The 14578-nt window shown below is 66.2% G+C and carries 13 protein-coding genes; all 13 read left to right on the top strand.

The features are described from left to right. The first annotated feature begins 357 nt into the window (after nt 1–357). The 13 genes from hpnI (at nt 358) to astD (ending at nt 14567) form a co-directional block, all read left to right on the top strand. A complete protein-coding gene (gene hpnI, locus WS68_RS16495; RefSeq protein WP_059571824.1) occupies nt 358–1533 on the top strand; it encodes a bacteriohopanetetrol glucosamine biosynthesis glycosyltransferase HpnI in 1176 nt (391 codons plus the stop codon). A 188-nt stretch (nt 1534–1721) separates the two neighbouring features. Beyond that, a complete protein-coding gene (gene hpnJ / locus WS68_RS16490; protein WP_059571823.1) occupies nt 1722–3143 on the top strand; it encodes a hopanoid biosynthesis associated radical SAM protein HpnJ in 1422 nt (473 codons plus the stop codon). A 9-nt stretch (nt 3144–3152) separates the two neighbouring features. Further along, on the top strand, nt 3153–4040 hold the full coding sequence (gene hpnK / locus WS68_RS16485) for a hopanoid biosynthesis-associated protein HpnK (protein ID WP_442857173.1): 888 nt from the start codon (nt 3153–3155) through the stop codon (nt 4038–4040). Continuing rightward, nucleotides 4037–5083, top strand: coding sequence for a lysylphosphatidylglycerol synthase domain-containing protein (locus tag WS68_RS16480; RefSeq protein ID WP_059571821.1), 1047 nt, complete (start codon nt 4037–4039; stop codon nt 5081–5083). The genes hpnK and WS68_RS16480 overlap by 4 nt, the downstream gene beginning before the upstream one ends. A gap of 258 nt (nt 5084–5341) precedes the next feature. After that, nucleotides 5342–5902: an outer membrane protein assembly factor BamE domain-containing protein gene (gene bamE / locus WS68_RS16475; RefSeq protein WP_082710106.1), complete on the top strand. Its 561-nt coding sequence runs from the start codon at nt 5342–5344 to the stop codon at nt 5900–5902. 317 nt (nt 5903–6219) lie between these two features. After that, nucleotides 6220–6909, top strand: a complete 690-nt coding sequence (locus WS68_RS16465) for an ABC transporter permease (protein ID WP_059519343.1) — start codon at nt 6220–6222, stop codon at nt 6907–6909. Continuing rightward, the gene (locus WS68_RS16460; protein ID WP_059571819.1) at nt 6906–7619 is read left to right on the top strand and encodes an ABC transporter permease; all 714 of its coding nucleotides are present in this window, start codon (nt 6906–6908) and stop codon (nt 7617–7619) included. The genes WS68_RS16465 and WS68_RS16460 overlap by 4 nt, the downstream gene beginning before the upstream one ends. Nucleotides 7620–7653: 34 nt before the next feature. Beyond that, nucleotides 7654–8439: an ABC transporter ATP-binding protein gene (locus WS68_RS16455; protein WP_059571818.1), complete on the top strand. Its 786-nt coding sequence runs from the start codon at nt 7654–7656 to the stop codon at nt 8437–8439. A gap of 30 nt (nt 8440–8469) precedes the next feature. Beyond that, nucleotides 8470–9531, top strand: coding sequence for a GlxA family transcriptional regulator (locus WS68_RS16450; RefSeq protein WP_059571817.1), 1062 nt, complete (start codon nt 8470–8472; stop codon nt 9529–9531). Nucleotides 9532–9693: 162 nt separating this feature from the next. Then, nucleotides 9694–10932, top strand: a complete 1239-nt coding sequence (locus WS68_RS16445; protein WP_059571816.1) for an aspartate aminotransferase family protein — start codon at nt 9694–9696, stop codon at nt 10930–10932. A 54-nt stretch (nt 10933–10986) separates the two neighbouring features. Next, nucleotides 10987–12072 (top strand): arginine/ornithine succinyltransferase subunit alpha, encoded by a 1086-nt coding sequence (aruF, locus tag WS68_RS16440; protein WP_059571815.1) that lies wholly within the window; start codon nt 10987–10989, stop codon nt 12070–12072. Beyond that, the gene (gene astA, locus WS68_RS16435) at nt 12069–13100 is read left to right on the top strand and encodes an arginine N-succinyltransferase (RefSeq protein WP_059571814.1); all 1032 of its coding nucleotides are present in this window, start codon (nt 12069–12071) and stop codon (nt 13098–13100) included. The genes aruF and astA overlap by 4 nt, the downstream gene beginning before the upstream one ends. A 3-nt stretch (nt 13101–13103) precedes the next feature. Beyond that, nucleotides 13104–14567, top strand: coding sequence for a succinylglutamate-semialdehyde dehydrogenase (gene astD / locus WS68_RS16430; RefSeq protein ID WP_059571813.1), 1464 nt, complete (start codon nt 13104–13106; stop codon nt 14565–14567). Nucleotides 14568–14578 lie beyond the last annotated feature (11 nt).

Here is a 14578-nt window from a genome sequence, read left to right as displayed (position 1 = left end):
CAGTGTCCTGCAAAATGCTTACGCGAACGCACGGCTATTGCGTGGAAATAGCGCTTATCTGCACCGATTTTTCGCGCAGAGCAACAGTCTTTCCACGCAAGTCGCGAGCGCGGCGGGCTCGGCACTGCTAAAATTCGCCGCCTGTATCCATCGCGCTCACGGATTCCGTTCCATTCCCCCTGCGCTTCGTCGCAAAGCCGCACGGGAGCCTCGGGATATTGGCCGCACGGCCTGTTCCGGTGCGTTGCGTGCCGTTGAAAGTGCAAGAAGAGGAGTTGGGATCGTGCCTGAAATCGTCCCTGCTGAAGCATCGCCGCTCCGTTTTGCCCCGCGTGCGCCTGTTCGGAGGCGCGCGGCATGACGGAGCCGGTTTCTTTCGTCGAATGGGTGCTGCTCGCGCTGATTTGCGCGGCCTGCGCTTACGCGGCGTTCGCCGCGTTCGCGCCCGCACCGCGCGTGCCGCGCACGGCCGCGCGCGACGGCTTCGAGCCTGTCAGCGTGCTCAAGCCGTTGTGCGGGTTCGAGCCGCATCTGTACGAAAATCTCACGACCTTCTGCGAACAGCGTCATCCGCGCTATCAATTGCTGTTCGGCGTCGCGTCGGCGGCCGATCCTGCCGTGGCTGTGGTGCGCCGCCTGATCGCCGCCTATCCGGAAACCGACATCGAGCTGGTGATCGACGCACGTGTGTACGGCAAGAACCTGAAGGTCAGCAATCTCGTCAATCTCGCCGAGCGCGCGCGCTACGAGCGCATCGTGATCGCAGATAGCGACATCGCGGTCGAGCCCGATTACCTGACGCGCGTGAGCGCGCCGCTCGCGGACCCGTCGGTCGGCGTGGTTACTTGCCTGTATCATGCGCGCAGCGTCGGCGGCTTCTGGACGCGGATCGGCGCGCAATTCGTCGATGCGTGGTTCGCGCCGTCGGTGCGGATCACGCATTTCGGCGGATCGAGCCGGTTCGGATTCGGCGCGACGCTCGCGCTCACGCGCGCGACGCTCGATAAGATCGGCGGTTTTCATGCGCTGAAGGACGAATTGGCGGACGATTACTGGCTTGCCGAGCTGCCGCGCCGGTTTGGCCTGCGCACGGTGCTATCCGAGGTGAACGTCGCAACCGACGTGACCGAGGCGAAGGTCGTGCCGCTGTGGCTGCGCGAAACGCGCTGGCTGCGCACGATCCGCTCGCTGAATCCGGCCGGCTTCGCATTCCTGTTCATCACGTTTACCGCGCCGTGGCTTGCCACGGGCGCGTGGCTCGCGGTGCGGCTCAACGGTTCGGCCGCGGGCATCGCGGCGGCCGCGGCGGTGGCGCTCGGCACGTTCGCGCGGCTTGCGCTGCACGCGCGCGGCAGCGCCGGTGTGCGCGCATTCTGGCGCGATTTGCCGCTGGTGCCGGTGCGCGATGCGCTGCTGGCGCTCGAGTGGCTCGCCGCCGTGTTCGGCACGCAGGTGGTGTGGCGCGGCGAGCGGATGAAGGTCGTCGGCGGCGGCGCGCGCGCGACTGTCGTCGAGGCGGGAGATGGGCGCTAGGCGCGCGGCGTGAGCGAATACGCGAAACACAAAGCAGACGAAGCGCAAACGCACGACGCGACGGCCGAACGCAAGCGCGCGGCGCAAGCGAATATCCAAGGATGCGCGGGCGGCGGCAGGCGGCCCGCGATTTTCGAACATTGCACTCAGACGAATTGATATCTATGCAGCAGGCTACCGGAGCATTCATGAAAACGCTGTTCTTGCAGGCCCCGTCGTATGACGGCTTTGACGGCGGCGCGGGTTCCCGCTATCAGGCAAAGCGCGAGATCCGCTCCTTCTGGTATCCGACCTGGCTCGCGCAGCCGGCCGCGCTCGTGCCGGGCAGCCGCGTGCTCGACGCGCCCGCGGACGGCCTGTCGGTCGACGCGACGCTGAAAATCGCGAGCGACTACGATCTCGTGATCATCCATACGAGCACGCCGTCGTTTCCGACCGATGCGCTGTTCGCGGAAGACTTGAAGAAGATGAAGCCGTCGATCCTGGTCGGCATGGTCGGCGCGAAGGTCGCGGTCGATCCGCACAACTCGCTGACGGCGACTGACGCGATCGATTTCGTCTGCCGCGAGGAATTCGACTATACGTGCCGCGATATCGCGGCGGGCCTGCCGTTTGCCGAGATTCTCGGCATGAGCTACCGCGCGAAGGACGGCTCGATCGAGCACAACGGCCCGCGTCCGATGATCGAGAACATGGACGAACTGCCGTTCGTCGCGCCCGTCTACAAGCGCGACCTGAAGATCGAGAATTACTTCATCGGCTATCTGAACTATCCGTATGTGTCGATCTACACGGGCCGCGGCTGCCGCTCGAAGTGCACGTTCTGCCTGTGGCCGCAGACGGTTGGCGGCCATCGCTATCGCGTGCGCTCGGTCGAAAGCGTGCTGGCCGAGGTGAAGTGGATTCGCGACAACATGCCGGAAGTCAAGGAGATCATGTTCGACGACGACACGTTCACCGACTTCAAGCCGCGCGTCGAGGAAATCGCCCGCGGGCTCGGCAAGCTCGGCGTCACGTGGTCGTGCAACGCGAAGGCGAACGTGCCGTATTCGACGCTGAAGATCATGAAGGAGAACGGCCTGCGCCTGCTGCTCGTCGGCTACGAGTCCGGCGACGACCAGATTCTCCTGAACATCAAGAAGGGCCTGCGCACCGATATCGCGCGCCGCTTCAACGAGGACTGCAAGAAGCTCGGCATCAAGATCCACGGCACCTTCATCCTCGGCCTGCCGGGCGAGACGAAGGAGACGATCAAGAAGACGATCGAATACGCGAAGGAAATCAATCCGCACACGATCCAGGTGTCGCTCGCCGCGCCGTATCCGGGCACGCGCCTGTATGCTCAGGCGGTCGAGAACGGCTGGATGGAAGAGAACAAGACGATCAATCTTGTCAGCAAGGAAGGCGTGCAACTTGCCGCGATCGGCTATCCGCACCTGCCGAAGGAAGAGATTTACCACGAACTCGAACATTTCTATCGCGCGTTCTATTTCCGGCCGTCGAAGATCTGGGAAATCGTTCGCGAGATGCTGACCAGCTGGGACATGATGAAGCGCCGGCTGCGTGAAGGCGTGGAGTTTTTCCGCTTTCTGCGCGCGCACGAGGCGTGATTCGTGAGCGTGCAGGAAGCGGTGCCGCGCGCGTTGATTTTCACGGCGGACGATTTCGGCCTGCATGAGCGGGTCAACGCGGCCGTCGAGCGCGCGCATCGCGATGGCGTGCTGGCGGCCGCGAGCTTGATGGTGGGCGCTGCCGCCGCGCGCGATGCGGTCGAGCGCGCGAAGCGGCTGCCTTCGCTCGCGGTCGGCCTGCATATCGTGCTTGCCGACGGCCCCGCGACGCTGCCCGTGGATGAGATCCCGGCGCTTGTCGGCCCTGACGGCCGGTTCGGTGACGCGATGGCGAGGGACGGCTGCCGGTTCTTCTTCCTGCCGCACGTGCGCGCGCAGTTGCGCCGCGAGATTCGCGCGCAGTTCGAGGCATTCGCGGCCACCGGGCTGACGCTCGATCATGTGAACACGCACAAGCATTTCCATCTGCACCCGAGCGTGCTGTCGATGATCATCGATATCGGCCGCGAATTCGGGCTGGCCGCCATGCGGTTGCCTTACGAGCCGTCGATGCCGTTCTGGCTCAAGCCGTGGATCGCGCTCGTGCGCGCCCGGCTTGTTCGCGCGGGGATCGCGCACAACGATTACGTGGTCGGCATCGCGCAGACGGGCGGGATGGACGAGGCCGTGCTGCTCGACGCGCTCGCGAAGCTGCCGCCCGGCGTCGGCGAGATCTATTGCCATCCGGCGGAAGCGGGCGACGGCCCGATCACGCCGTCGATGCGCGAATACCGGCCGGCCGACGAGCTTGCCGCGCTGCTGTCGCCGCGCGTGTCGGCCGCGTTGCGGGCGGCGGGCGTCGCGCGCGGCGGCTTTGCCGACGTGTTCGGGCTGGCGCGCGGCGCGCGCGCGGGCGGCGGCCGCCGCCTCGCTGGAACCGGGGCGCGGGCATCATGACCCGTTGGCTCAAATGGCTGGGCTGGCCGCTCGGGATCGCGATCCTGATCGCGCTGCTGCTGCACGACGGCGCGGCGGACGTCGTGCACGTGATCGGCCGCGCGGGCTTTGCGCTGCTGTGGCTGGTGCCGTTCCACGGCTTGCCGCTGCTGCTCGATGCGCATGCGTGGCGACTGCTGCTCGACAAGCGCGCGCCGCTGCCGTTCCTCTGGTGGATCGCGACCGTGCGCGAGGCGGTGAACCGGTTGCTGCCGGTTGTCGGCGTCGGTGGCGAGATCGTCGGCATCCGGCTGGCGCGCTGGCGCGTGCCCGATGCGAGCCGGGTGACGGCTTCGGTGATCGTCGAGGTGCTCGTGACGGTTGCCGTTCAGTACGCGTTTGCCGCGCTTGGTCTTGTGATGCTGCTCGCCGGCACGCAGCGCGGCGTCGGCGCGCATACGATCGGCGTCGCGCTCGTGCTGTCGCTGCCGGTGCCGGTGCTGGCGTTCGTGTTGATGCGCCGCGGCGGCGTTTTTCATGCGATCGAGCGTTTCGCGGGCCGGCTGCTCGGCGATTCGCACCGCCTGCTGCAAGGTGTCGACGGCAAGCGTCTCGACGTCGACATCGATGCGCTGATGTCGCGCGCGGGCCTGCTGTTTCGTGCGTTCTTCTGGCAACTCGCCGGCTATGTGGTGGGCGCGCTCGAAATTTATTGGGCGCTCGCGCTGCTCGGTCATCCGGTGTCGCTCGGCGGCGCGGTCGCGATCGAGGCAATGACGCAGGCGGTTCGCCATGCGGCGTTCATGGTTCCGGGCGGGCTGGGCGTTCAGGAAGCGACGGTCGTGCTGCTCGCGCAGATGTTTGGCGTCGATCGCGAGACGGCGCTGTCGCTTGCGCTGGTCAAGCGCGTGCGCGAACTCGTGTTCGGCGCGCTCGCGCTCGGGTCGTGGCAGCTTGTCGAATTGGCGCGCACGCGCCGCCGGATTCGCAGCCATGCGCGCCGCGCGGCGCGCACTGCGGCGGCGGCCGCGCGGCGCGAGCAGCGGGCCGGGACTATGCTCTGACGGCTCGGGGCTCACGACACAACGCACAATCAAAGCGCCAAAGGCGCGGCGCCCGAGCCCAAAATTCGAGTTCGCGCGCAACGCTTGAATTCGAATCGCAAGCGCGCCATGCCGGCCTGTGACGGCTTGCCATTGGCCCGTCCGATTCCTCTCGATTTTGCATGCTTTGGCGTGCCCCGGATTTTCGCGCGCGATGGCCGCGGTACGGTATGCTTTTGCGCGTGTTCCATGCCGTGCGCAGGCCGCGCCGTTTCCCCGATGACGATGTTCCGATTCCGCATTTTCCCTGTCGTGATGCTTGGCGCGGCGCTTGCGCTTGCCGGTTGCGACGAGCGCCAGAGCGAGCAGAACGTGCAGCGACTCAAGGATTTTTTCAACGCGGTCAAGCCCGCGCCCCTATTTTTGAAGGGCCTCACGCCGGGCGTGACGACCGAGGCCGAGATTCGCAGCCAGATGGGCAAGCCAGAGACCGAGCGCGTCTACACCGACGGCTCGAAGCGGCTCGAATATCCGCGCGGCCCGATGGGCAACGAAACCTATATGGTCGACATCGACGCGAACGGCCGCTTTATCGCCGCGACGCAGGTGCTGACGGCGGCGAATTTCGCGAAGATCCGGCCCGGCATGACCGAGGACGAGGTGCGGCGCCTGCTCGGCAAGCCGACCGAGATCGCGCGCTATCCGCTCAAGCCCGAGACGGTCTGGAGCTGGCGCTGGCTCGAAGACGGCGTCAACCAGGACGCATTCTTCAACGTCCATTTCGGCCCTGACGGGCTCGTCTATACGACGTCGCGCTCCGATATCCTGAAAGGGCGCTGAGCGCCGCGCGCTTGGGCCGGTGCGGGCGGCCTGCCGCTGCGCGCCGCAGGGCCGCCGCGCATTCCGGCTCTATCGAAAAAGCGACCCGAAACTTGCGAAATTGCGGCATGCGGCGCGCGCCCGAACGCGTTTGCCGCGCGTGCGGATTCCGCCGGACCCGCGCCGCACGGGCGCCGCGAGTCCGCGCCAAGCGTATATTGCGACGCAGCATCGCACGCCCGGCGCATTTGAGCGGATTTTTTTCGCTTGCGACTATCCGCGTCAAACCGGCGCAGCCGCTCGTGCGCCTCTTCCAAAACGATCACGGAGACTCAAGCGTGTTTCTATACGGCTTTGGCCCGGTCATCTGGGCCGGCACCGTGCAGACGGTCGAGCTGTCGGTGCTCTCGCTTGCTGCCGCGATCGCGCTCGGCCTGATCGGCGCGGTCGCGAAGCTTTCGCGCAATCGGGCGCTGCGCGCCGTCGCGACTGGCTATACGACGCTGATCCGCTCGGTGCCCGATCTCGTGCTGATGCTGCTGTTGTTCTACAGTCTTCAGATCTGGCTGAACGAACTGACCGACCTGATGAACTGGCGGCAGATCGACATCGATCCGTTCGCGGCAGGCGTGCTCGTGCTCGGCTTCATCTACGGCGCTTATTTCACCGAGACGTTTCGCGGCGCGTTTCTATCGGTGCCGCGCGGGCAGCTCGAGGCCGGCAGCGCGTATGGGATGAGCGGGATGCGCGTGTTCGCGCGCATCCTGTTTCCGCAGATGATGCGCTTCGCGCTGCCCGGCATCGGCAACAACTGGCAGGTGCTCGTGAAGGCGACGGCGCTCGTGTCGATCATCGGCCTGGCCGATATCGTGAAAGCCGCCCAGGATGCGGGCAAGAGCACGTTCAACATGTTCTTTTTCATCGTCGTCGCGGCGCTGATCTATCTTGCGATCACGACGTTCTCGAACCTCGTGCTCCGGCAGCTCGAGAAGCGCTATTCCATCGGTGTGAGGCACGCTGAACTATGATCGAGATCCTCCAGGAATTCGGGCGCGCGTTCTTCTATTGGGACGGTCAGCGCATGTCGGGGCTTGCGGTCACACTCTGGCTTCTCGTCGCGTCGCTCGCGCTCGGCTTCGTATGCTCGGTGCCGCTCGCGGTGGCGCGCGTGTCGAAGAACCGCTGGGTGTCGGCGCCCGTGTCGTTTTACACGTATGTGTTTCGCGGCACGCCGCTGTACGTGCAGCTGCTGCTCATCTATACGGGGATGTACAGCCTCGCGTTCGTGCGCGAGCACGCGATGCTCGACGCGTTTTTCCGCAGCGGCTTCAATTGCACGATCCTGGCGTTCGCGCTCAACACTTGCGCATACACGACCGAAATTTTCGCGGGCGCGATCCGCGCGATTCCGCACGGCGAGGTCGAGGCGGCGCGCGCATACGGGATGGGCGCGTTCACGATGTACCGCCGGGTGATTCTGCCTTCGTCACTGCGCCGTGCGCTGCCGCTGTACAGCAACGAGGTGATCCTGATGCTGCACGCGACGACCGTCGCGTTCACGGCAACCGTGCCCGACGTCCTCAAAGTCGCGCGTGACGCGAATTCGGCGACGTACATGGCGTTTCAGTCGTTCGGAATCGCCGCGCTGATCTATCTTGCGGTATCTTTCGCACTCGTCGCGGCCTTTCGTCGGGCCGAGCGCCACTGGCTCGCGTATCTCGCGGCCGGCCGCCATTGATTTCATTTCCGGGGAGAGCCAGTTGGCAGAGACCATGAACACGAACGCCGCCGCCTGCAAGCTCGAGGCGCGGGACATCCACAAGCGCTACGGCGACAACGAAGTGCTCAAGGGCGTGTCGCTGAATGCGAAGGCGGGGGATGTGATCAGCATCATCGGCGCGAGCGGCTCGGGCAAGAGCACGTTTTTGCGCTGCATTAATTTTCTCGAGCGGCCGAACGCGGGGCAGATCGTCGTCGACGGCGAGCAAGTGCGCACCAAGACCGATCGCGCGGGCAATCTCGAAGTCGCCGATCACAAGCAGCTTCAGCGAATCCGCACGAAGCTCGCGATGGTGTTCCAGCACTTCAATCTGTGGGCGCACATGAACGTGCTGGAAAACGTGATGGAAGCGCCGGTGCATGTGCTCGGGATTCCGAAGAAAGAAGCGCAGGAGCGCGCGCGCGAATATCTGGAGAAGGTTGGGCTCGCGCCGCGGGTGGAGAAGCAGTATCCGTCGCATCTGTCGGGCGGCCAACAGCAGCGCGTGGCGATCGCGCGCGCGTTGGCGATGCATCCGGACGTGATGCTGTTCGACGAGCCGACCTCGGCGCTGGACCCGGAGTTGGTGGGCGAAGTGCTGAAGGTGATGCAAAAGCTCGCGGACGAAGGGCGCACGATGATCGTGGTCACGCACGAGATGGGCTTCGCGCGCAACGTGTCGAATCACGTGATGTTCTTGCATCAGGGGCGCACCGAGGAGGAGGGCAACCCCGCCGACGTGCTCGCGCGTCCGCAAAGCGGGCGTTTGAAGCAGTTCCTGTCCGGCAGCCTCAAGTAACGGGCCGGCCGATATGCGACGCAGCAGGCGGTGGTGTCCGTGAACCGGCCGGCGAGTCCGGCTCGCACGATACAGGTGGCGATCGTCGCGTTGCCGCCGGTGTCGATGTCGGGCGTCGGGCCGATCGTCGATGCGCTGAATCTCGCCAACGAGATCGACGGACGCCTTTTGTACCGCTGGCAGGTCTGTTCGTGGGACGGGCGGCCGGTGCCGCTCGCGGGCGGCGCGCAATGGCACGCGCATGCCGCGTTCAACGATGCGATCGTTTGCGATTGGCTGATCGTCGTCAGCGAGCGGTTTCAGCAGTTTGCCGATTACCGGCTGTTTCTCGCGAGCCTCGCGCGGGTCGGGCAGCGCACGCCGCTCGTGACGGGCATCCATCATGGCGTGTGGTGGCTCGCGATGGCCGGGCAGTTGTCCGGCTACCGGGTCAGCGTGAATTGGGAGACGTATCAGCAGTTCGCCGAGCAGTTCGAGCGCTCGATCGTCACGCAGCAGATTTTCGAGATCGACCGCGATCGCGCAACCTGCGCGGGCGGGCAGGCGAGCGTCGATTTCATGCTGGCGATGATTGGCCGCGATCACGGCCGCGAACTCGCCGAGCGGATCGCCGACGCGCTTGGCACGGGTACGCTCAGAAGCGGCGACGAGCGGCAGCGGATTCCGTTCGTGACCGCGCCGGGCGAGCGGCATCCGCGGTTGAACGATGCGCTGCTGCTGATGGAGGCGAATATCGAGGACCCGCTGACAACCGACGAGATCGCCGGGCTCGTCGGGGTGTCGAGGCGGCAGCTCGAGCGGCTGTTCAAGCAGTATCTGGGCGCGATGCCGTCGCGGTATTACCTGAATCTGCGGTTGCTCAAGGCGCGCACGCAGTTGCAGCGCACCAGCAAGTCGGTGGTGCAGGTGAGCCTTGCTTGCGGGTTTGCGTCGGCCGCGCATTTTTCGAATGCGTACCGCGAGCGGTTCGGCGTGACGCCCCGGGAGGACCGGCGGGCCTGGATCGAAGGAGGCGGGCTCGAAGCCCCGCAGCCGGGCGCGCTGGTCGAAAGGGCGGGCAGGGGTAAAAGCGGCGGCTCGGGCGTGCCGTGAATGGCTGAGTGACTGATTGGCCGCTCGCGCGGCAGGCCATTGCCGACGCTCTTCAGCCACGCCCATTCTCTGCAAAATTTCCCGTCGCAATCACGCAAGACGCCGCGCGAACGATTTCCTAAACTTGAACCTGTTATCTCTGACAAATTGGAAGGAGCGCCCATGAAAACCCCGACCGTGTCCCGCCAGACTTTCGATGAAGTCATGGTGCCGGTGTTCTCCCCCGCGCCGTTCGTGCCGGATCGCGGCGAAGGCTCGCGCGTGTGGGATACGGCCGGGCGCGATTACGTCGATTTCGCGGGCGGCATCGCCGTTACGGCGCTCGGCCACGGCCATCCGGAACTGCTGAAGGTGCTCGACGAGCAGAGCCGCAAGCTCTGGCACATCGGCAACGGCTATACGAACGAGCCGGTGCTGCGTCTGGCCAAGCGTCTGGAAGCGCTGACTTTCGCCGACCGCGCGTTCTTCGCGAATTCCGGCGCGGAGGCGAACGAGGCCGCGCTGAAGCTCGCGCGCCGCGTCGCGTTCGAGCGGCACGGCGCGGACAAATACGAGATCGTATCGTTCGCCCAGTCGTTTCACGGCCGCACGTTCTTCACGGTCAGCGTCGGCGGCCAGCCGAAGTATTCGGACGGCTTCGGCCCGGTGCCCGCCGGCATCAAGCATCTGCCGTTCAACGATATCGCCGCGGCCAAGGCCGCGATCGGTCCGCAAACCTGCGCGGTGATCGTCGAGCCGATCCAGGGCGAAGGCGGCGTGATTCCCGCCGATCCGGCGTTCCTGAAGGCGCTGCGCGAAGCGTGCGATGCCCACGACGCCCTGCTGATCTTTGACGAAGTGCAGACGGGCGTGGGCCGCACGGGCCACTTCTACGCTTACATGGACACGGGCGTCACGCCCGATATCCTGACGACCGCGAAGGCGCTCGGCAACGGCTTTCCGATCGGCGCGATGCTGACGACGGCCGAGCTTGCCGCGCATTTCAAGGTCGGCGTGCACGGCACGACATACGGCGGCAATCCGCTGGCGTCGGCAATTGCCGAGAAAGTCGTCGAGCTCGTCAGCGATCCGGCGCTGCTCGCGGGCGTGCGCGAGCGCAGCGAGCGGCTGACGGCCACGCTCGCGAAGATCAACGCGCGCTTCAATCTCTTCAACGATATTCGCGGCAAGGGCTTGCTGATCGGCGCGGAGCTTGTCGCCGCGTTCGGCGGCCGTGCGAAGGATTTCGTGTCGGCCGCGGCCGAGCACGGCGTCATCATGCTGATCGCGGGGCCGGATGTGCTGCGCTTCGCGCCGTCGCTCGTGATCGAACTCGACGTGCTCGACGAGGGCCTGGCGCGCTTCGAAAAGGCAGTCGAGCAGGTGCTCGCCGCAGCGCAAACCGGCGCCGCCGCCCGCTGAAGCGGCCCGTATCCCGGCCTATCGCAGCAGACAGACCAGCAGACAGGAACGACGATGCTCTTTGTACGCCCAGGCAGACTCGCCGATCTCGACGCGCTCGCGCAGATGGCGCGCACCGCGCAACCGGTGCTGCATTCGTTGCCGCACGACCGCGCGGCGCTCGAGGCGCGCGTCGCGCTTTCCGAGGATTCGTTTCGCGCGGAAGTCGATTTTCCCGGCGAGGAGTTCTATTTGTTCGTGCTCGAGGACGGCGCGACGGGCAAGCTGCTCGGCACGTCGAGCATCGTCGCCGCGGCCGGCTACTCGGAGCCGTTCTACGCGTTTCGCAACGATGCACTGATCCATGCGTCGCGCGAGCTGCATGTGAATCGCAAGATCCATGCGCTCACGATGTCGCATGAACTGACCGGCAAGAGCCGCCTGGCGGGCTTCTACGTCGATCCTTCGCTGCGCGGCGATGCGGCCGCGCATTTGCTGTCGCGCGCGAGGATGATGTATATCGCCGCGAACCGCAACCGCTTCACGCCGGAAGTATTCTCGCTGCTGCTCGGCGTCACCGACGGCTCGGGCGTCTCGCCGTTCTGGGAAGCGGTCGGCCGCAAGTTTTTCGGCCGCGATTTCGCGGCGATCGAGATCGAGTCGGGCGGCAGAAGCCGCACGTTCATCGCCGAGGTGATGCCGACCTATCCGCTTTACGTGCCGCTGTTGCCCGAGGCCGCGCAGCGCGTGCTGGGCGAGCCGAACGAGCATGCGCTGCTGGCCTACGACATTCATCTGGAAGAAGGCTTCGAGCCGGATCGTTACGTCGATATTTTCGATGCCGGCCCGGTGCTGACCGCGCAAGTCGACCGTACCGCGTGCGTGACGCGCAACGTCGCGCGCATGGTGCGCGAATCCGCGCGGGAGCACGGCGAGATCGCGTGCCTGCTGTCGAGCGGCCGTGGCGACGCGTTTCGCTGCGTACTCGCGGATCTGCCCGCAAGCGGCGCCGACGCGCCGCTTGCCGCCGACGCGCGCGCGGCGCTCAACGTCGCCGATGGCGATACGGTGCGCTGCGTACCGCTGCACCAGCGCGACGCCGAAGGCGGCCGCGATGCGCGCGGCAGCCTGCCGGCCAACTCACAGGGAGATGCAGCATGATCGTCGTTCGAGTCGTACAGACGGGCGACGTCGACGCGCTCGTCGCGCTCGCGCGGGAAACCGGGCCGGGCCTCACCACGTTCAAGCCGGACCGCGACGCGCTCGCCGCGCGTATCGAGCGCACCCGCCGCACGCTCGACGGCCAAGCAAGCCCGGCCGATGCCGGCTACTTCTTCGTGATGGAGGACACGCACACGGGCGATATCGCCGGCGTGTGCGGCATCGAGACCGAGGTGGGCCTGACGCAGCCGTTCTACAACTACCGCGTGAGCACGGTGGTGCATGCGAGCCAGGATCTCGGCGTGTGGACGCGGATGTCGCTGTTGAACATCTCGCACGACCTGACGGGCTATGCGGAAGTGTGCTCGCTGTTTTTGAGCCCGCGCTACCGGACGGGCGGCGTCGGCGGCTTGTTGTCGCGCTCGCGTTTCATGTTCATCGCGCAGTTCCGCGAACGGTTCCCGGAGCGCATCTGCGCGGAGCTGCGCGGCCATTTCGACGACGACGGCACGTCGCCGTTCTGGCGCGCGGTCGGCTCGCACTTCTATCAGATCGATTTCAACGCCGCGGATTACCTGAGTTCGCACGGCCGCAAATCGTTTCTCGCCGAGCTGATGCCGCGCTTTCCGGTCTACGTCGACCTGCTGCCGCAGGACGCGCAGGACGTGATCGGGCTCACGCATCGCGATACGCTGCCCGCGCGCAAGATGCTCGAGGCGGAAGGGCTGCGCTATCAGAACCACGTCGATATTTTCGATGCCGGCCCCGTGCTCGAATGCCACGTGTCGGATCTGCGCACGGTGCGCGAGAGCGCCGTCGTGCCGGTTGCGATCGGCAACGCCGCCGCGAGCGGCGATGCGCCGCGCTCGCTCGTGTCGAACACGTCGCTTGCGGATTTTCGCGTCGGCGTCGCGCCGGGGCTCGTCGAGGACGGCGCGTTCACGCTGTCGGCGGACGATGCCGCCGCGCTGCGCGTCAAGGCCGGCGATCACGTGCGCGTGCTGCCGCTCAAACAGAAACAGGGATAGACCATGACCGAACTCTTCATCGACGGCGCCTGGGTGGCAGGCACGGGCCACGTCTTTTCGTCGCGCAATCCCGGCACGACCGAGCGCGTGTGGGAAGGCGCGAGCGCGTCGGCGCACGACGTCGAACTTGCGGTGGCGAGCGCGCGCCGCGCGTTCGCCGCGTGGTCGGCGCTCGAATTCGACGCGCGCTGCGCGATCGTCAAGCGCTTTGCCGCATTGCTCAACGAGCGCAAGGAGGCGATCGCGGCTGCGATCGGCCGCGAGACCGGCAAGCCGCTGTGGGAAGCGCGCACCGAAGTCGCCGCGATGGCGGCGAAGGTTGACATCTCGATCACCGCGTATCACGAACGTACCGGCGAGAAGCGCGCGCCGCTGGCCGACGGCGTCGCGGTATTGCGGCATCGTCCGCACGGCGTCGTCGCGGTGTTCGGACCGTACAATTTTCCCGGCCATTTGCCCAACGGGCATATCGTGCCCGCGTTGATCGCGGGCAACACGGTCGTGTTCAAACCGTCCGAGCTTGCGCCGGGCGTCGCGCGCGCGACTGTCGAGGTCTGGCGCGACGCGGGGCTGCCCGCGGGCGTGCTGAATCTCGTGCAGGGCGAAAAGGAAACGGGCATCGCGCTGGCGAACCATCGTCAGATCGACGGCCTGTTCTTCACCGGCAGCTCCGACACCGGCACGCTGCTGCACAAGCAGTTCGGCGGCAGACCGGAGATCGTGCTCGCGCTCGAGATGGGCGGCAACAATCCGCTCGTTGTCGCCGAGGCCGCCGATATCGACGCGGCGGTGCATCATGCGATCCAGTCGGCGTTCCTGTCGGCGGGGCAGCGCTGCACGTGCGCGCGCCGCATCCTCGTGCCGCGCGGCGCATTCGGCGATCGTTTCATCGCGCGTTTTGCCGACGTGACGGCGAAGATCCGCGCGGACGTCTACGATGCCGATCCGCAGCCGTTCATGGGCGCGGTGATCTCCGCGCGCGCGGCCGCGCGGCTCGTCCAGGCGCAGGCGCGGCTCGTCGCGCTCGGCGCGAAGCCGGTCATCGAGATGAAACAGCGCGACGGCGAACTCGGCTTCGTGAACGCGTCGATTCTGGATGTGACCGACGTGCACGCGCTGCCCGACGAAGAGCATTTCGGCCCGCTCGCGCAAATCATCCGCTACGCGGATTTCGACGACGCGATCGCGCGCGCGAACGACACCGCATTCGGCTTGTCGGCGGGGCTGCTTGCGGACGACGAACGCATGTGGGACACGTTTTGCCGCTCGATCCGCGCCGGCATCGTGAACTGGAACCGGCCGACCAACGGCGCGTCGTCGGCCGCGCCGTTCGGCGGCACGGGCCGCTCCGGCAACCACCGGCCGAGCGCCTATTACGCGGCCGATTACTGTGCGTACCCGATGGCATCGGTCGAGAGCGCGCAATTGCAAATGCCCGCGAGCCTGTCGCCGGGCCTTCATTTCTGAGCAGGATGCGA

It is taken from the genome of Burkholderia sp. TSV86 (assembly GCF_001522865.1).
Lineage (GTDB): Bacteria > Pseudomonadota > Gammaproteobacteria > Burkholderiales > Burkholderiaceae > Burkholderia.
This window is presented reverse-complemented; position numbering and strand designations above follow the sequence as displayed.

Coding starts and splice junctions, on each gene's coding strand:
- WS68_RS16445 (WP_059571816.1), top strand. CDS start 9,694: ATGAAAACCCCGACCGTGTCCCGCCAGACTTTCGATGAAGTCATGGTG.
- hpnJ (WP_059571823.1), top strand. CDS start 1,722: ATGAAAACGCTGTTCTTGCAGGCCCCGTCGTATGACGGCTTTGACGGC.
- WS68_RS16460 (WP_059571819.1), top strand. CDS start 6,906: ATGATCGAGATCCTCCAGGAATTCGGGCGCGCGTTCTTCTATTGGGAC.
- WS68_RS16480 (WP_059571821.1), top strand. CDS start 4,037: ATGACCCGTTGGCTCAAATGGCTGGGCTGGCCGCTCGGGATCGCGATC.
- bamE (WP_082710106.1), top strand. CDS start 5,342: ATGACGATGTTCCGATTCCGCATTTTCCCTGTCGTGATGCTTGGCGCG.
- hpnI (WP_059571824.1), top strand. CDS start 358: ATGACGGAGCCGGTTTCTTTCGTCGAATGGGTGCTGCTCGCGCTGATT.
- astD (WP_059571813.1), top strand. CDS start 13,104: ATGACCGAACTCTTCATCGACGGCGCCTGGGTGGCAGGCACGGGCCAC.
- WS68_RS16455 (WP_059571818.1), top strand. CDS start 7,654: ATGAACACGAACGCCGCCGCCTGCAAGCTCGAGGCGCGGGACATCCAC.
- astA (WP_059571814.1), top strand. CDS start 12,069: ATGATCGTCGTTCGAGTCGTACAGACGGGCGACGTCGACGCGCTCGTC.
- aruF (WP_059571815.1), top strand. CDS start 10,987: ATGCTCTTTGTACGCCCAGGCAGACTCGCCGATCTCGACGCGCTCGCG.